We start from the raw sequence: 19,009 nt of genomic DNA, 5'->3' as shown, positions 1-19,009 counted from the left end.
TATGCCAGAGATATTTAAGCACGGTATTTGGTTCTATTGGAATGACAGTAAATTCGAATTGGTGTAGATAATAGGCAAGTTAATTTTGAGGAAGTCATATCAGTATTTGATGACCCAATGCATGTAACCAACATGGACTCTCGTTTTGACCATGAAGAGTTACGATTTTTGACGATTGGTATAAGCAATAAAGGTAGACTATTAGCAGTCGCTTGGTTTGAGTCAAGTGATGATAGCTTAACAATTATTACTGCCTTTAAACCAAGCAAGAAACAAATAAAAGGATATAATCATGGTTGATACTAATTTAGATTATGAAGACATGGATATTTCTAGAGCAAATCACGTTATGCCAAACGTTATCAAAACCTATCAAACAAACAAAAGCCAATTACAAAATAATGCATCACCTATTGACGATGACGTGATGGATTGGTTAGTGAAACAAGATGATGCCACTAAACACCATATTAATGAAGTGATTAGGCATTTTATGGCGATTAAGCATGTATAGTAATCTACCTAGTCTGCGTAGATCGGGTTAGCGAAGCATAACCTTCAAACCATTAAAACGTTGGTTTCACTTTAATTTAGTTTTATTTGCTGGGCTAAAAGCCCAGCCTATTCCCTGAAGTTTTAATAAATATAACCCATCCTATTCTCGCTAAGGGTTTGTTTAATAAAAGGTCATGTAGGGTGCGTCCCACGCACCTTTAAAATAGAGTATTACTCATGGTGCGCAGGGCGCACCCTACTACTGCCTATCATAAAATATATGAAATTCAATAAGTTATCTTAGTCTGTATAGGGGGATGGTAGCGATGCGTATAACCTACCCACTGTATAAAATAAACCTCATTTTTAGTATTAACCTTTACCTAAAGGTGGATTACGTCTTTCCTACACCTCTTCGAAGTTTGAAAAATCTAACCACACCCTAGAATCGCTAAATACGACCTTAATGATGAAAGTACTCTCTAAGGCTCTTGGCGTTATCCTTTCAATAATAGATTTATTAGTTACTTGAAACCACCTATAAAAGGATTGGTTTTAGAGTTGGTAACAACTACATCAAATTTAGTCAGCAGACTGATGTGTAAGGTGACATATCAAACATGACCGTCAAAAATATAATAATCAGGCGAAAGCTTTCTAAAGAATTAATTTAAAAAAAATTTAGTTTAGTTGCAAAAAGGTCTAATTATCCGTTATATTAAATTTTGAATTAAATCAAGGATTGATTATGAAAAAATTATTAATTTTACTAAGTTTTATATTCTCATTCGCTTATGCTGCTCCTGCGAACTCAGATTGGAATATTTTAGTCGAAAGTTCTGATAAGGGTAGTATCTATTACACCTCACCTACTCTAGATAATGAGCTTGATGTGATGACAGGATGGTTAAGGGTTGAGGAAAATGACCCATATGCAGAAGAAAGTGCATTAGAGGTTTTTATTATCGTGGATTGTGGACTTCAAGAGATTGGTGCTAGCAAAGTAGTATCTTATGATAGAAACAATAATGTAATCGAAAAACTTGAGATTGCTACTGAATTGGCTCCATTAGAACCATTAAATAGAAGTGATGATTTTGAATTAATGGTATATAAGTTATTTTGTAAATAAAACGGCTGTTAATATTTTTTCCAAAATGGCATTTAGGTTTATTTAAGTTTATAGGTTCGGTGCATCAACCAATTCTACCCTTTACTTAAAAGGGGCGACTTGTGATGCGGTTTAGCCCCGATTGTAGCGGATATACTGTTTAGATAGACGAGTTGCAGTCGCTTGCTGTGGCGGGGCGCACGAAGTAAGCGACACGCCACAGCTTAGCCACTGCCTCGGGTAGATAAGCAGATAGTAGTGCAAAGCGGGAAATAGCTCCAAATATGCCTACTTCTTAACCAGTTCATACACCACAAATTTGGCCTTTGTATCAAAGTCTTGCGTCTTGCCTTGGGTTAACAAAGCCTCACGTTTTTCCGCTTTAGCACGATACGAATAGGGAGTCATGGTCAATAAATCAGCGAGTGCTTCAGCATTAAGCGATAAGTCACACTGCACTTGATGAGTCATTGTCAGCTCAAAATACGGCGCAAGCTCCTCCAAAAACTTATCCGAATCATGCGGACGAACGTCATCAAACAAAGCATCACGCATACGTTGTAAATGCCCAGCGTCTGGCTTGGCAATCACCAATCGTCCTGCTGACTTTAATACCCGAGCAAACTCTTTGGGCAGTATCGGGCTAAAAATAGTGCTGATGGCGTCAATACTAATATCCGCTAATGGCAGATGGGCGGCACTAGCAACCATGGGATAAATGGCGACTGGACGTTCAGTCAGGCCATTGGTTATCACCTCCTTATTTATAGACGTCGTATTTATAGCAGTAGGAGCTTGGTCATCATTTGACTTAATCTGATACCACAGTTGATTCTTTTGTTTGGCGGATTTTGCCTGCTGAATGACCGCAGGTTTGCTGATATCTACGGCTATCAGATTATTCATCGGTTGACCTAAGCGATGGGTCAATGCTGTCGCTATCGCGTCAGTGTAATACCCTTCTCCACTGCCAATATCAAGCCAAGTCAGGCTTTCTGCAGTGTCTTCATTGTCATTAATCTTAGTTGCAATACTAGCGATCAGTTGCTGTAAGGGTTGATAAAAGCCTTGATTCAAAAACCGATGTCTTGCTTCTATCGATTCTTGAGAGTCACCTGGGTCTTTAGATTTTTTGTGTTGCACGGGCAATAAATTGACATAACCTTGACGGGCAACATCGAAGGGATGCGGGGTATGTTTGTCATTTAAGCTGCCGTCACATCGCCATGTTTTGCCATCAATAATCAAAGGTGATTGACAATAAGGGCAGGTAAAATTGGGATGTGTGACATCTAACGTTGCAACAGGGGTAGTCATGATAAATAGCTCGTTTGTGCAAATGAATATCAAATAAAGGTAATAATATCAAAACTAAAAACGGTGCTGATACTGCGTGAGCATCACCACCGTTACTGTTTGACATTGCTAAGCCTTATTGAGCTTTGGTAGATAGGGATGTGATAAGTGTATCAACTGGCGTTAACGAAGCTTCAATGTCATCAAACCAAGTACCACTAGCAAAATTGCGATAATCCAAAATCGAGTGACCACTTGCGTCTCTTTCCAGCCAAGCTCCTCGAAGTGGTGATGTAGGGGCGCCATTAGGAAGATACGTTTTTTGCGCAGTTTATAAGAGCCAACTTGCAATATAACCGACACCGCTTCGGCGACAAATAGACCACCCATAATAGCAAACGCAATCTCTTGACGGGTCATCACCGCAATCGTACCAAGCATAGCGCCTAGTGCTAATGCGCCTACATCTCCCATAAACACTTGCGCCGGATGCGCGTTGTACCACAAAAAGCCTAAACCTGAACCAATCATTGCCGCGCAAACAATGGTGACCTCAGAATTATAGGCGATATAAGGCACATGTAAGTACTCTGCAAATCGCACGTCGCCAGAGACATAACTGAAAGCACCGAGACCCGCCGCCACAAAGACCACTGGCAAAATAGCCAAGCCGTCTAGTCCGTCTGTTAGGTTTACCGCATTGGATGAGCCATTAATGACAAAGTAGGTGAAGATAATAAAGGCAAGACCAAAAGGCGCGGCTGAAAAAGGAACATACCAATCTTTAAATACGGGCAGTAGTAAGTCCTGCATGGCGCGAGTGGACTCAATGTCTGGTTGCTGTGACGCTATATAATATAATGATCCACCGACAAATAACGCACCCAGCGACAACCAAAAATATTTTTTCCGGGCGATCAAGCCTTTAGGGTTTTTATATTTAATTTTGAGCCAATCGTCCGTCCAGCCCACGCCGCCAAAGATCACCATGACCACCATCAAAATCCAGACATAAGGATTGGTGAGATCTGCCCAACATAAGGTGGCAAAGCCAATGGAGGTCAATATTAATACGCCCCCCATCGTCGGCGTGCCTGTTTTTGCAAGGTGAGATTTAGGCCCATCATCTCGGACTGCTTGTCCGTATTTGACGCTTCGTAAATAAGCAATGGTACGCGGACCGAGCATAATACTAAAAGTAAGCGAGGTAATAACGGCCAACAAGGCGCGTAAGGTTAATGACGAAACCGCTGAAAACGGTGAGTATAGTTGACTCAGTACACTGTCAAATAACCAATATAACACCGCTTACTCCTCATGAATGACTAAAAAATTTTATTATGAATTAAACCACACTATGTATGACAAGTTTAATGAAGACCAGATAAGGCTAAGACCATGTGTGGCGATACACGTCCGTCTAATAAACGATGCCACGCAAACTACCACAAAAATCAACAACTAAAAAAGTCCTGTGTTTGATTTTCATAAAAAAACCACATTACCCTGTGATTTTCTAGAAAGACTCGCTGTCATCAGTCTTTGTCACTAAATCTTCGATCAGCGTTTCTATAGTTGCACTCCGTGATCCTTTGAATAGCATCGTGCATACCTGATTCTGGCTTGTTTGTTGTTGCAAGATGGCCTCAAGTTTTTGTAACAACGCTGACTTGGATGGGAAAGCATACGCTTGCGTCATACCTTGTTCAAGTGCACCAGCCACCGTATCCGTCGCGAACTGACCTACACATAACAGGGTATCTATGCTTTTGTCAGCAATGGCGTGGCCAAGCTTAGTGTGTTCCTCTTTGGCAGCATCTCCTAACTCCCCAATATCACCCAAGACAAGGATTTTGAAGCCTTGTTGGGCTGCTAGGACATCTGCCGCTGCCCGCACTGAGTTTGGGTTGGCATTATAAGTGTCATCGATAATGTGATGCTGACCTAAACGTTGCCTGCCCAGTCGACCTTTGCTCGATTGGGCATGACTGAGTCCTGCTGCAATGACATTTGGTTCAATACCAACAGCATACGCACAAGCGGCTGCGGCTAGCGCATTGCTGACATTATGCTTGCCTGCCATAGACAAGGTGACTGCCACTATGGACTCACGGGTATCGTTGGCCTGTGGGAAATGGATATTAAATGTGCTTTGCAGTGCGGTGGTGGTGACCTCAGTGGCATAAATCTTAGCGAGCTTTGCTTCACTGTCGTTAAGCTGCTGCCATCCAAACTGTATGAGGTTATTGGTATATTTTTGAGCGACTGAGGTTAGCTGCTTAGTATAATCATCATCAAACGGTACTACTGCTGTGCCTTTGCAATTAAGGGCTTGATAAATCTCCGACTTGGTAATGGCAATATTGTCTCGACCGCCAAACTCGCCTAAGTGCGCTGTGCCTATATTCAAGATACACGCCACATCAGGTTTAACAATATTGGCGGTATAGCCAATTTCGCCCACATGATTAGCGCCTAACTCGAGCACCGCATAACGATGATTTGCTTCTAATTCGAGTAGCATCATGGGCACACCAAAATCATTGTTTAAATTACCTCGGGTGACTAATGTTGAAAATGGCTGTGTTGATAATGGCTGTTCTGATAATGGCTGTTTAGCATTGGACGTTTGAAGATCTGGGTATTTGAGAGGCGTATGGAGATTGGACGATTTTTGATCAGATAATTCTAGGTTGGCGTGACTGGTTTCGGACTGTATAAAAATGCGACGTAGCATTTCTTTAACGGTTGTTTTTCCACTTGAGCCAGTAATGGCAATCACTTTTAAATTATTGTGTTGCTGACGGCGGTAAGCAGCGATATGACCAAAGGCAAGGCGGGTGTCTTCAACCACTAACTGCGGGATAGTCGTATTCTCAATGAGATGGCTGACAATAACCGCTACTACCCCTTTATCGATAGCGGTCTGCACAAAATCATGTCCATCAAACTTGTCACCGACTATGGCCAAAAATATATCGCCAGACTGCACTTTACGCGTATCAGTGATAATTCGAGTAGCGGTTAACGACGGTTTAATCGAGCCATCTATCGCATTTAACGGATGCCATTGACCATTTACCGCGCCCGTCGCTACTTGTAAATGCTCAGTATTCCAGATAAATAGCCCGTTACTGGTGTCCGCCTCGCTGTCTGTTTGGTTCATGTGTTCAGTATCTCAATGGGTCAGTGTCGAAAAAAGATTATCAGCGTTTTGAATAAAACTTTCTAGTGTAACAAAAAAGATTTGTCTGTTGCACCTTGTTAATGCAAAAAAGCTTAATGCAAAAAAATAAACGCTAGCGTTGATTGCTATTGGTCGTTGTTTAAAGTGGTATTAAATCCTTTTAAATGCGTGTACGTCAATTATTGACGTTGTATTAAAGCCTGCTGTAACACGTCTCTATCGTCAAAATCATAACGCACGCCGTATATTTCTTGATACGTCTCATGTCCTTTTCCCGCGATGACCACAATATCTTTAGGCCCAGAATGAGCCACCGCATAGCCAATAGCATCACGTCGATCTGCTATCACCACTGTCTTAGCGTGTTGCTCGTCACTCATACCTTGTTGCATATCCTCTAAAATGACAATCGGATCTTCATTGCGGGGATTGTCTGAGGTTAATACGACCTTATCAGCCACTGCCAGCCCTGCTTGTGCCATTAATGGGCGTTTGCCGGTATCTCGATTACCCCCAGAGCCAAATACGGCCCAAAGATTGCCTTCACAATGCGGTTTTAAACTGGTCAATACTTGGCTTAACGCATCGGGCGTATGGGCATAATCAACAATAAAACAGCCCTTGCCAGTATCAGCACTAATACGCTGCATACGTCCGCTAGCGCCCTGTAGCTGACTAACAAGAGGTGCAATATCAGCGAGAGTAACGGCAAAGTCTGCACTTAACGCCATAAATCCAGCAACCGCTGCCAGCAAATTTGCCACATTAAATCTACCTAGCAGCGGACTGTCTAACCAAACCGTCCCAAATTCAGAGACCAGCTCAATCTTCACACCATCAAGACTTGGTTTAATTTGCTGTGCGACAAAAGTAGCCTTGCTGTCTGCTTGAAGGCTATAAGTCCACACCGTCAATCCTGATTTAGTGGCCGTTTCAATCATGAGTGGCGCAAAGTCATCATCAAGATTAATCACTGCATGGGTCAAGGTTGGAAAATAAGCCGTATCAAACAGGCGAGATTTTGCCCGTGCATAATCTTCCATATCAGGATGATAATCCATATGATCTCGGCTTAAATTGCTATATATCGCAACGCTAACAGGGACAGCTTGCAACCGCTGTTGATCTAATCCATGCGAGCTTGCCTCTAAGGCGATGAGATCAACTCCGTCATCCTTCATTCGTCGTAAAAAGCTCTGTACCGTTTGGGCATCGCCTGTGGTATGTGTCGCTTGGACGAGACTGTCTAAACGTCCGTTCCCTGCCGTTCCCATGACCGCGCTATTTTTTAGATTTTGCAGCTTAGAGAACTGACAAAGCTGGGCGACCAATTGGCTAATGGTAGTCTTACCATTCGTGCCAGTGATCGCAATAACTTTCGGTAAATAGTGAGACAATTCATCGGTACTTGTGAGTGAGTGTCGTACCTGCGATGGCAGCAGGCTTAACTGAATTAAGCTGCCTAAAATATCACGGATACAAGGCACATAAACGACAGGACAGCCAAACTCAATTGATGGATCATCAGGTTGAAGAACGTCAACCTCTGAAAGGATAAAAGCGGCTTTTTTTGAAGCTTCTTTGGCGTATTGTTGGCTTTTTTCGAGGGGTTGTGTCTGACTTTTTAAGAGCACAAAACCATCTTTAGCCGTTTGTTGGTGCTTAGTATCTATTGACTGGTCGTCGGTTGATGACATTAATTGGCGACTATCTAAGACAAAGCGACCAAACACAATATCGACAACCTCAGTGTGTGCCAATAACACACTCAAAGCCTCTGCCTGACTTGGCAGTAGTATTATCAGCTTTTTAATTAATTGACGTAAGGTTTTTTCATTACCCTGTTGCCTGCTATCTGATGGTATTGTCGATACAGTATCAGTCATCTTATTAGCCTTATTACTTTTAGCCTTATCACTTTGGTTGCTTTATGCGGCTTATTTTTTTCTTGTGGTTAGGTATTCTTCGTGGTTAAGGGCTCTGTGTGATTAGGTTATACCCTCACAGCGCGAAGATCTATAGAGCATGATATCTATTGCGCCTTTAAAGGCTTGTCCAAAGGCACATTATATAAGCGTAGTGCCTCTTGCATCACATTATGGAATACTGGCGCTGCAACCACACCGGCATAGTGTGCTTTTCTTGGATCTTCAACCAGTATGACAGCAACGAGTCGAGGATTTGACGCCGGCGCTATCCCTGCAAATACGGTACGATATTGGTCAGTATAGTAGCCCCCATTTGGGTTCGTACGGCGTGATGTCCCCGTTTTACCTGCAATACGATAGCCATCAATAGCCGCTGCTACCGCTGTACCCCCTGGCTGAGTGACACTCTCCATCATCTTAACCACGGCCATTGCATTATCTTCGGCGATGACTCGTTTTCCAGGCACTTTTTGATCTTGTTTTAACAAGGTTAACGGATGCATCACCCCGCCCGAGCCAAGTGCGGCATATGCTTGGGCAATTTGCGCCAACGTGACTTGTAGACCATAGCCATAGCTTACGGTGGCGCGCCGTGAGGTTTCATTTTCTTTTGGCGTCGGAATAATACCCGCCTGCTCTCCTGGTAACTTTAAGGAGGTCTTAGATCCAAAGCCAAAGTCTTTTTGAATGTTGGTAATACCATCAGGCGGTAGTGACAATGCTATCTTGGTGGACGCCACGTTACTCGATTTTTGAATTAAAGTGGCCATATTAATGACCCCAAGATTGTTATGATCTCTAATGGTATAGCCTTTAACTCGAATAGACCCTGGATTGGTATCGATTAAAGAGCGCTCCGTATATTTCCCTGAGTCTAAAGCAGCGGCTACCGTAAACGGTTTCATAACAGAGCCTGGCTCAAATACATCAAGCACAGCTCGATTTCGCTGGTTATTACCGGTCATCTCATTTAAGTTATTATTATTAAACGAGGGCCAAGTCGACAAGGCCAACACTTCACCAGTATGGACATCGACCACCATGCCAGTTGACCAGCGGGCTTCCTGCATACGTCCTACATGCTCAAGCTCTTTATAAAGCAAGTACTGTAATCGAGAGTCTATCGACAAGGCGATATCTTCACCAGGTACCACAGGTTTAACCTGTTCTAGCTCTTCTATACTGTTTTGATAGCGGTCTTTTAGCACGCGAACCTTTCCATCCTCGCCCGCTAGCCTCGCCTCATATTGGCGCTCGATACCGGCACGGCCCTCATAACCACTGTTTGGATCATTGGCATTGTAGCCCATAAATCCAAGTAATTGAGCGTTAGGCTGCGGCTGGGGGTAGTAGCGACGGAACTCTTGCTTTTCATAGACACCAGGGAAATGAAGTGCCATCACCGCATCTGCAATTTCAGGGGTTACTTTATTTAATAACGGAACATAGTGTGACCCTGGACCCTTTGGTAGTGCATTTTTCACTGCCTCTTCGTCCATCACATCTACTGAATTATCAATACCGACGGCCTGCTGTAACCGCTCAAGAGAGATACCTGAAACACTGGCCAAATGCGCCAAATCCATTTCGTCTCGTTTTGCTAAAAGCCGTGCTTGGGCCTCTTCATCGTCGGCATTTTTCAAGATACGCTTTTGAAGCTCATAATAGGTCTGTGCATAATCGTAAGGACTAAATGTCACGCTAGACAAAGGCGCACTAATCGCTAATGGCTGATTATTACGATCTGTGATCATGCCACGGTAAGAGCGCTGGGTGCGCTCACTGGTAATGATCTCATTGCCTTTTTGGATCAGAGTCTGTGCGTTTATCACTTGTAAATAAAAGGCGCGTCCGAGCAATATCGTTAAGATAACTAACGCGATACCCCAAATAATCTTAAAACGAATCAGATCGCTTTCAGCGCTCCCTCTACTTGAAGCACCGACGGTTGCTGGTTTAAAGAACTTACCGCCACGGTGTTTTACACTGGTATAAACGCTTTCGTTTTCCTGCTTTTTCCAAAACATGAGTTTACTGAGAGCACTACTATTTCCAGTATTTTTACCAGATGCTCGTTTAGACGAAGACTGTCCTTTAGAGGCCGTACTTTTTGAGTGGCTTTTTGACTGACTTTTTGAAGACTGGGATTTCTTAGGTTGTACTAAAGGTTCAGTGACTTTGCCATGCATAGGCTTATTAGCCCCTGACTTTTTGGCAGACGTTTTATTGGTCTTTGAGGAGGAAGAAGGCTTTTTAGTCATCATTGCCCCCTTGATTGGTTGTCACAGTGGTTGAGGTTGGCGCTACTAAAGCTGGCACTGAAGCTGTTGCTTGATCAGAGGGCGTTTGTGGATCTTCATTTAGTCTATCACCCGGTTTAGCGCTCATAGGCTGAAGGATAAGCTTGTCTTTAGTGGACGGCGAATACATACCTAACTGAGTCACTGCGCGACTGGCAATTTGTGGCGTGGCGCTAAAGGTTTGTTGTTCGATGACTAAGCGTTGATTCTCAATCTGTAAATTACGGTAGTCCACTTTCATTTTTTGCAGTGTCATATAATCTTTATGATACTGTTGTACCTGTTCAGCAGTCAGTATGGCCGTCCAAATAATACCAATGGCTATCAAAAACATGACAGCACCATATACACTAACGCCGCCATAGCGTTTAGTAAGTATTTCACTAATTTCCAATGACTCTTTATCAATTTGGCTGTCAAGATTCTGCTCAAACTGGTTGTCAATTTGGGAGGAGTGTTTAGATTTATTATTTGCCATATAGTGACTGATAGTAAGACCGACAGGGTCGTGTTTTAGGTAAAGGTTCATTAAGGCTAAAGGGTTATTAGCGGTACAGTATCTTAGGGCCTGCCACATATTCAAAAAGTTACTGGGCAAGCAACGTATAAACAGAGCTTGAAGGTAAGGTGCAGCAGATTCAGACCTTAATCATACCACTCAACGCATCATGAAAACCTAATAATTATCTCAAACTTCTAAGGGTTAACTGTGTTGCGGACTAGGCTCGGTATTATAGGGGGAATCGGTGCGGGTTACCACTCTTAACCATGCACTTCTTGAGCGATTATTGCCCTGAACTTCTTGCTGACTTGGGGCAATGCGTTTGGGCTTACTAAAGTAGCGCGGTCGCACTGGCGGCATCGGCAGATTTTGATCTTCTGGATACTGACCACGACTGTGACGCTGCATAAACTGCTTAATACGGCGGTCTTCCAACGAGTGAAAGCTTATCACAGCTAATTGTCCGTTTGGCGCTAACAAGGTCAAGCTTTGCTCTAAGAAACTATCGATATCGCCAAGCTCATTGTTAATAAAAATACGCATCGCTTGAAAGCTTTGGGTGGCAGGATGTTTACCCTTTTGCCACTTGGGATGAGCAGCTTTTATGGTTTCAGCCAGTTCGAGCGTTGAGGTATAGCGCTCCATTTGTTTAATAGCACGCGCAATACGGCGACTGTGACGTTCCTCCCCAAAGTCATACAGCACATTGGCCAGCGTTTCCTCATCGACAGTCTCAAGCCACTCGCCAACTGACTGCCCGCGACTGGTATCCATGCGCATATCAATAGCACCATCACGCATGAAGCTAAAACCGCGGCTACCATCATCAAGCTGAGGTGAAGACACTCCTAGATCTGCCATAATACCGTCGACTTGAGTAACCCCTTGCGCTTGTAGACAGTCCGTTATATTGGCAAAGCTATCATGCACGACAGTGACACGTTTGTCATTTTTTGCTATTTCATTGGCAACGGCAATCGCTTCTGGGTCTTTATCAAAGACAAAAAGCTTCGCTTCATCACTCAAATAATCTAGAAGTAGCTTACTATGCCCACCTCGGCCAAAAGTGGCATCCACGTAGATGCCTGAATGCTGTTTATTCGCCTGACTCAATGACTTTTCACCTAATACCGCTGCCACTGTTTCAAAAAGTAGTACTGTCTCGTGGCTGAACTTTTCTTTGCTATGATCATTAGACAGTACTTTGTTCTGATTTTTAGGTTGTGATTCTGACTTTGACTCTAACGAATTGACATCGGTCACAATAAATTGGCTCCTAGATAACACCACATTAAATAGCGATAACGAATGGGTCTACTTTTACAGGTTCTATATAGCACTGATATATTTCCTACCTTTTTTACGGGTAATTATCCAATGCCATCTTTGACCGGGTAATGAAATATCATAGTTTATTACCTCATTATTAGAACGATGATTTAATCAGTGAATATTACTGCATCAATAAGCCTATGGCCTTCATTATCGCAAGCCACACCCGCATGTCAAGTAAGCAAGATAATAAATCTGAATATCCAGATGACTTGACCGTTTGTTATGACAAATTATGCCATATCTAAACGTTTCGAGAACCTGCTTAGGATTTACAAAACCGTCTGGATTTTAACGATATGTAAGTCCTATAACCTCATTCTAAACTCTTAACGTAGGCTGTGGCTTTAGCCCAGCGTTTTTGATTACAGGTCTTGATTTGCTGGGCTAAAAGCGCCAGCCCTGTACAGTAAATTTTAATAAGTTGAGAACGGGGCAAATATTTCTAATCATTAATTTTCTAGCACTTAATTTTCTAATAAGGAGCTGTCTAGTACTTAAAGTGCCAAAACAACCCCCTACAACTTATGAACACTGTGATTTATCAGCACTGAGGTTTATAAGCACTGAGCCAAACCTGTTATAATACAATGTAATAGCCTAATTTATATCGACACACCGATTTTGCGGTGTGTATTTTTCGCATTCTAAACAGACTACCTATAGAAACTATCAGAGAATTTTCATGACACAAACCAATTCAAACCGTCCTGTTCGCACCCGTATTGCCCCTTCACCTACTGGCTTCCCACATGTTGGTACCGCTTATATTGCGCTATTTAATTTAGCGTTTGCTAAAGCCCATGGTGGGGAGTTTATCCTTCGTATTGAAGACACTGACCAGAGCCGTTCTACCGAGCAGTCTGAGCAAATGATTTTAGACGCCCTACGCTGGGTAGGATTAGATTGGGCAGAGGGTCCAGATATTGGCGGACCACACGCGCCGTATCGTCAAAGCGAGCGTAGTGACATTTATAAAAAGTACGCTCAAGAGCTTTTGGATAAAGGTCATGCATTTCGCTGTTTCTGTACGCCCGAAGAGCTAGATGAGATGCGAAAAGAACAAATCGCTCGTGGTGAAAACCCTCATTATGACGGCCGTTATGCTGACTTTCCCAAGGAGGAGTCAGACAAATTAGCAAGCGAGGGTAAGCCTTTCGTCATTCGCATGCGCGTTCCTAAAGAAGGGGTTTGTAAAGTACAAGATATGCTACGTGGTGAGGTCGACATCCCATGGGAACAGGTCGATATGCAAGTCTTGCTAAAAACCGATGGACTACCCACCTATCATCTTGCCAACGTGGTGGATGACCATCTGATGCAAATCACCCATGTCATTCGTGGTGAAGAGTGGCTGAACTCTGCGCCAAAGCATCAATTATTGTATGACTACTTTGGTTGGGAAATGCCGGTTCTTTGCCACATGCCACTACTGCGTAACCCTGACAAATCCAAGCTATCTAAGCGCAAAAACCCAACGTCTATCACCTATTACCGTGATGCGGGCGTATTGCCTGAAGCGTTGCTCAACTATTTGGGGCGTATGGGCTACTCCATGCCCAATGAGGAAGAACAGTTCACTCTTGAGGACATGATTACAAGCTTTGACATCACCCGTGTATCTTTGGGCGGTCCGATATTTGATATTGAAAAGCTGCACTGGTTGAACGCGGAGTATCTACGTCAGCTAACCCCTGAACAGCTAAAAGACAAAATATTAGCGTGGGCCAATGATTCAGACAAGCTAACTGCTATTGCAGCAGCTATTCAACCCCGTATTCATTTATTATCCGATGCGGTCAATTGGGGTGGATTCTACTTCCAAAACTTACCTGACATTAAGCTTGAAGATTTTGAGCACAAGACACTGACCCAAGATCAAATCATTGAGATATTACAATTTGCGACGTGGAAACTTGAGACGCTACCAGAGTGGACAGAAGACAATATCTTTAAGACGCTTAAAGGCTTAAGCGCAGCACTTGATATTAAGCTGCGTGACATGATGGCGCCATTCTTTATCGCTATTGCGGGTAGCACTTCCTCAACACCTGTGATGAACTCAATGTACATTATCGGTGCGGATATGACTATGGCTCGCCTGCGTCATGCTATTGAGGTATTGGGCGGACTGGGCAAGAAAAAGCTGAAAAAACTTGAGAAAACGGCGGCTGAGTTGCCAGACTTTTTGGTGGAAGCAGAAGGTTAAGTAGTTATTTATTTAATTAATTGACCCAACAAAAACGCAGGTTTTACGCAGGTAGAACTTGCGTTTTTTATTGTCTGTCATTTGATTGAGTGACTGTAGCTAGTCCTGCCAACTGATTTTTTACACTAACAAGGAAGTTTAGCCTCGATTGTAGCGGATATACTGCCCTACTAGGTGAATTGTTGTGGCATGCTGTCCTTGTGGCTACGCGAAGCAAGAGACACAAAGCAGCTTAGCCACTACTTCACCTAGCAGGGCAGATAGTAGCGAAAGCGAGATGAGCTACTAATAAACTATCTAATTCGCTTCTCTAATTCGACCATCTAATCTGCCTCCCCCAACTCCCGCCATAATAGCCAAAGTCTCGTATCGAGCTCAACTTGATGATAGTCAGGCTGCATATGACAGCACAACTGATAAAAGGCTTTGTTATGGTCGCTCACTTTATAGTGCGCCAACTCATGCACCACGATCATCTGCAAAAACTCTAATGGCGCTTCTTTAAAGATACTCGCCACCGTGATGCTGTTATGCGCTTTAAGCTTACTGCCCTGCACTCTCGATTGATGCGTATGAATACCAAGCGCATTTTTGAGTACCGATAACTTGCTGTTGTAGCTTACTTTGGTCAAAGTTCCAACTTTGCCTAGATGGCTGTTTTTAAGATCGTTTACGTACGCATACAGAGCTTTATCACTTTGTATGGGGTGAGGATGATTAAAGGTATCGGGATATTGCTGCTGTAAATAGGCGCTTAACCGCCCCTCTTTAATAAGCTGCTGAGCTTGGTGTTGTATTTGCGCAGGATAATGGCTGATGTATTTCAATGAATCCAATGAAGATATCCTTTTTATAGATCGAAGAACGTTTTATAGTGTCGAAGAGCTGTAAAATGGTGACAAGTCAACCGAGTGCAAGTACTACTAAAATTAGCTTGGCGAGGTTTACACCCTAACCGTTTCGTAGTTCGCTGACTATAGGTCGACTTTTAATCAAATGATAACTAGCTTATCACGATAAAACTATTAAAAAGAGCGATTGCAAAAACGAATGCTATTGATAAGTAATTCTAAATATAACAATACTCATTATTATTATATCTTTACAATAAAATAAACTTATCATAGACCAACAACACTCTAAACTCTTGATTTTTAAGCAATGAGTACTTAAATACAAGGTATAAACGAGGCTAATAAGCTAATAATAATGCCGAGTTCAGACTAATATGGAGATCATTATGACAACCTCTATTGCAAATAATGTCAGTGACAGTGTTTTTGTCAATGGTAATGTTAGTATCAATCGCCCACGTTCTGTAGAGTATTTATATGAAGGGATAGACACTCAAGATGGTGCAGGTGTCAAACTAACCCGTGTTTTGACTCAGAACTTACAACAGCGTCTTGACCCCTATTTAATGTTGGATAACTTCAAAAGCGACAATCCTGATGATTATATTGCAGGTTTCCCAAGTCACCCTCACCGTGGCTTTGAGACCATTACCTATATGATTGAAGGCCGTATGCGACACAAAGACAGCGCAGGTCATGAGGGTCTTCTTGAGAATGGCGGCGTACAATGGATGACGGCGGCCAGCGGTGTGATTCATTCTGAAATACCTGAACAAGAAGACGGCGAAATGGAAGGGTTTCAGTTATGGTTAAATCTGCCTGCCAAGGATAAAATGAATGACCCTTGGTACAAAGATTTCCAAGATGCCGATTTGCCTAAATTTGAAACTGAAAATGGTACCAAAGTTACTGTGATAGCCGGTGAATCAAACGGTGTTGAAGGTGCGGTAACCCGTCCCGACACTGAGCCGACATACTTAGATATTCATGTGCCAGCAGGCGCAAGCTTTAGCCATAACATCCCCGCCAACCATAATGCTTTTGTGTTTGTATATCGTGGTGGTGCTAGCATTGACAGTCAACAAGTGCCTATCAAAACCATGGCTATCTTGAGCAACGACGATGACTCTGATGGCGTAACAATAACCGCTGGCGAGGAAGCAACTCGCGTTATCTTAGTCACTGGCCGTCCACTCAATGAGCCTATTGCTCAGTATGGACCCTTTGTGATGAATACGAAGCAAGAGATTATCCAAGCGGTGACTGACTTTCAAGAGGGTCGATTTGGTGAAGGTGCTTAGTATTTAGGATGAGTACATACCTCGTTTTATCATTAATAGCGCATCAAACAGTTGACTTGATGCGCTATTTTTATCGTTCAAAGTATATCTTTATACAATAGCCTATCCTTTTAAACTCGGTCAGGCTGACTGAATCTACTATTTTGAATCTGCTATTTTGAACCTTGTATTTTTAATTGAGCGTCAGACTTACTATAGTAGGTTTTGCGCTAAGGCTTTACCAAACATATCCCAAAACAATTAAATGAATAATTAGCTTAATACCGTTATTTTAACCGCTAATATGGTGTTTTTTGGATGAAACAACGACTTTTTTTATTGAATAAGTCAATTATCGTCAATTAATCTAAAATAGGTATTGACAACCTGCTCTTACTTGCATAAAATACGCCCACTCTTAGCGAGGGGCTATAGCTCAGTTGGTAGAGCACTTGCATGGCATGCAAGGGGTCAACGGTTCGACTCCGTTTAGCTCCACCAATAGCTAGGATTAGTTGATTTTTGTACTATTCAATCGTTTATGACGGTTTGATAGTAATAATATCAGCGGCACCAACGTAAGCACCTAGGCAACGCTCATTTAATAAATAAGCACCTTACGTTGTAAAACTATCTCATGTTCGCATGATTTTGTGTCCCGTTCGTCTAGAGGCCTAGGACCCCGCCCTTTCACGGCGGTAACAGGGGTTCGAATCCCCTACGGGATACCACCTATTCGAGCTTATAGTTAGACTATTTTAAAGTCATTATACTTAATTGACGCTAAGCTATAAGCAACTAAACCTCCAATCGAAGTGATTGGAGGTTTTTTTATAACCTGCTATTTAGTTATTACAGCTTGCATCTCCTTGCAGTCTATTAACTGTCTCTAAACTACTCTCCTGTTCTTACCCTCTTTATTTAAGTTTTACACCATGAGTTAACAATAAGAGGTCTTAAAAGCCCTTTAATAAAAATGGTTAAGGCAAACGTAGCTCCTATAATATATTTCACATAACCGCTAATTTCTTTATTTAACGTTACACAATTAGACACACTACAAACATTTATCCGTACTAGTATACATTTCGTGTCAAAACCTTACCAAACATAATCATTTTAAATTTTGGCTGTGATAGTATTCGAAAATCAAGACTAAATACAAATTTAAGTCAAATGTTAAGTCATAGAGTAAAAAAATAAATACCCTTTATTTTCAATGCTGAGCACCTGACAATTTGGCTTTAAACGAATACTTTCTATGAGGATCTTAATATGATGCCATCTTATACACCACAACGACGCCCATCTTGGCGCGGCGTAATAGCAGGACTTTTGATGGGTTTGATCGTGGTTATGGCCATGATTGCACTAGCTCTAGTCTTAAGCTCTTTCCTACCTTTTAGTCTGCAAGGCACTAGCATAGCCGCTGGTATTTATGCCGCCGTTACCGCCTTAGTCAGTGCTTATGTGGCAGGCTATTTTGCTGTTAAATATTCAGCACCTGAGACCCTTTTTGGTGATGGAACTGAAATTGATCCTAAAGATGCCACTTTAACAGGTCTATTAACAGCAGCAGCGATGGTTGCATTAACCACGTTGATGGCTGTTAATGGCGCTACAAGTATTTTATCATCAGCAACTAATGCTGTCGGTAGTACAGTTAGCACCGTAGCGAGCACTGCGGCATCAGCTGCTGGCGGTGTTGCCACGGCTACTTCTGGTGCAGTTGGCACAGCGGTAGAGCAATCAGACGTTAATGTGCAACAAGAAGCTAAAGATATCTATAACAAAGTAACCGGTGACATCAGCCGTAGTGATATCGAAAGCTGGGTTGCTAAAAACACGCAAGGCCTAGACCAAGAACAGATCAGTGCGACCACTGATGTGGTTGAAGAGATGGTCAATGAGCAAAAATCAGAAGTAAAAGATCTTGACTTCACTAGCCTTGATACTTGGAAAAACATTGATGAAGTTGCTAAAAACCGTTTAGCTGATATCGAGCAAACGTTGACCAGTGATGAAATTATCACTCGTCTACAAGCTGAAGGTCTTAGCGAAAGTGAAGCTCAAGAAGTTCGTAACGAAGTTGTTGCCTCTTACAATGAGTACAAAACTGAAACTGAGCAAATGGTTGCTACTGCTCAACAGAAAGCGGATCAAGGTATGCAAAAAGTTGATCAAGCCTTAGATACTGCTGAAGACGTAGCACGTAAAACTGCGTTATATTCAGGTCTATTCTGGTTAATTAGCGCCTTATTAACTTTCCTTGCCAGTACTATGGGTGCGAAAAGTGCCGCTGCTAACTACCGTTTAGACAAACCAATCGTTAGAATGGGTGACAATGTACGTTAATCAAGTCATACGTTGATTGAATCGTTTCTTTTAAAACAATGTTATTAAAATAATGTTATCGTTTTAAAGAGAGTCGCTCATTTAATATTGATTTCCCCTTTATTGAAAAAGCACCTTTAATTGAAAAAGCACCCTGATAGTCAGGGTGCTTTTTTTACGG

Annotated in this window: 14 protein-coding genes and 2 tRNA genes; 8 read left to right on the top strand and 8 right to left on the bottom strand. The window is 42.4% G+C overall.

Going from position 1 to position 19,009, the window contains the following annotated elements; genetic code table 11:
• The first annotated feature begins 51 nt into the window (after positions 1–51).
• From AC2SLT_RS01560 to AC2SLT_RS01550, 3 genes are all read left to right on the top strand, one after another.
• Positions 52–300 carry a BrnT family toxin gene (locus AC2SLT_RS01560; protein ID WP_486545665.1) on the top strand — a complete coding sequence of 83 codons (249 nt, stop codon included), beginning with the start codon at positions 52–54 and terminating at the stop codon, positions 298–300.
• Entirely contained in the window at positions 293–514 is a 222-nt protein-coding gene (locus AC2SLT_RS01555; protein WP_486545595.1) for a hypothetical protein, read from the top strand. The genes AC2SLT_RS01560 and AC2SLT_RS01555 overlap by 8 nt, the downstream gene beginning before the upstream one ends.
• Positions 515–1,243: 729 nt before the next feature.
• Positions 1,244–1,627 (top strand): hypothetical protein, encoded by a 384-nt coding sequence (locus tag AC2SLT_RS01550; RefSeq protein WP_486545593.1) that lies wholly within the window; start codon positions 1,244–1,246, stop codon positions 1,625–1,627.
• A gap of 267 nt (positions 1,628–1,894) precedes the next feature.
• Here the strand turns inward: AC2SLT_RS01550 and AC2SLT_RS01545 are convergent, their stop codons facing one another.
• The 7 genes from AC2SLT_RS01545 to rsmH form a co-directional block, all read right to left on the bottom strand.
• Positions 1,895–2,923 carry a putative RNA methyltransferase gene (locus AC2SLT_RS01545; protein WP_486545591.1) on the bottom strand — a complete coding sequence of 343 codons (1,029 nt, stop codon included), beginning with the start codon at positions 2,921–2,923 and terminating at the stop codon, positions 1,895–1,897.
• 162 nt (positions 2,924–3,085) lie between these two features.
• A complete protein-coding gene (gene mraY / locus AC2SLT_RS01540) occupies positions 3,086–4,207 on the bottom strand; it encodes a phospho-N-acetylmuramoyl-pentapeptide-transferase (RefSeq protein ID WP_486545590.1) in 1,122 nt (373 codons plus the stop codon).
• A 211-nt stretch (positions 4,208–4,418) separates the two neighbouring features.
• On the bottom strand, positions 4,419–6,068 hold the full coding sequence (locus AC2SLT_RS01535; RefSeq protein ID WP_486545589.1) for a UDP-N-acetylmuramoyl-tripeptide--D-alanyl-D-alanine ligase: 1,650 nt from the start codon (positions 6,066–6,068) through the stop codon (positions 4,419–4,421).
• A 200-nt stretch (positions 6,069–6,268) separates the two neighbouring features.
• Complete coding sequence (locus AC2SLT_RS01530; protein WP_486545587.1) at positions 6,269–7,975, bottom strand: UDP-N-acetylmuramoyl-L-alanyl-D-glutamate--2,6-diaminopimelate ligase; 1,707 nt, start codon at positions 7,973–7,975, stop codon at positions 6,269–6,271.
• A 146-nt stretch (positions 7,976–8,121) separates the two neighbouring features.
• The gene (locus AC2SLT_RS01525; protein ID WP_486545663.1) at positions 8,122–10,278 is read right to left on the bottom strand and encodes a peptidoglycan D,D-transpeptidase FtsI family protein; all 2,157 of its coding nucleotides are present in this window, start codon (positions 10,276–10,278) and stop codon (positions 8,122–8,124) included.
• Complete coding sequence (gene ftsL / locus AC2SLT_RS01520; RefSeq protein WP_486545586.1) at positions 10,271–10,795, bottom strand: cell division protein FtsL; 525 nt, start codon at positions 10,793–10,795, stop codon at positions 10,271–10,273. Before ftsL ends, AC2SLT_RS01525 begins: the two co-directional genes overlap by 8 nt.
• Before the next feature lie 225 nt (positions 10,796–11,020).
• On the bottom strand, positions 11,021–12,019 hold the full coding sequence (gene rsmH / locus AC2SLT_RS01515) for a 16S rRNA (cytosine(1402)-N(4))-methyltransferase RsmH (RefSeq protein WP_486545661.1): 999 nt from the start codon (positions 12,017–12,019) through the stop codon (positions 11,021–11,023).
• An 817-nt stretch (positions 12,020–12,836) separates the two neighbouring features.
• Here rsmH and gltX point away from each other — a divergent pair.
• A complete protein-coding gene (gene gltX, locus AC2SLT_RS01510; RefSeq protein ID WP_486545584.1) occupies positions 12,837–14,360 on the top strand; it encodes a glutamate--tRNA ligase in 1,524 nt (507 codons plus the stop codon).
• Between the two features lie 323 nt (positions 14,361–14,683).
• On the opposite strand, the gene AC2SLT_RS01505 is transcribed toward gltX, so the two are convergent.
• Positions 14,684–15,196, bottom strand: coding sequence for a YgjP-like metallopeptidase domain-containing protein (locus tag AC2SLT_RS01505; protein ID WP_486545582.1), 513 nt, complete (start codon positions 15,194–15,196; stop codon positions 14,684–14,686).
• Between the two features lie 404 nt (positions 15,197–15,600).
• Here AC2SLT_RS01505 and AC2SLT_RS01500 point away from each other — a divergent pair, with 404 nt between their 5' ends.
• From AC2SLT_RS01500 to AC2SLT_RS01485, 4 genes are all read left to right on the top strand, one after another.
• Entirely contained in the window at positions 15,601–16,515 is a 915-nt protein-coding gene (locus tag AC2SLT_RS01500; protein ID WP_486545581.1) for a pirin family protein, read from the top strand.
• A gap of 404 nt (positions 16,516–16,919) precedes the next feature.
• Positions 16,920–16,995: transfer RNA gene (locus AC2SLT_RS01495), tRNA-Ala, on the top strand.
• A 154-nt stretch (positions 16,996–17,149) separates the two neighbouring features.
• Positions 17,150–17,225 (top strand) — tRNA-Glu (locus AC2SLT_RS01490).
• A 544-nt stretch (positions 17,226–17,769) separates the two neighbouring features.
• On the top strand, positions 17,770–18,849 hold the full coding sequence (locus AC2SLT_RS01485; protein ID WP_486545579.1) for a hypothetical protein: 1,080 nt from the start codon (positions 17,770–17,772) through the stop codon (positions 18,847–18,849).
• Positions 18,850–19,009 lie beyond the last annotated feature (160 nt).

The organism is Psychrobacter sp. CX18 (assembly GCF_057396215.1).
The sequence above is the reverse complement of the archived record's forward strand: the minus strand, read 5'-3'. Positions and strand labels throughout refer to the sequence as shown.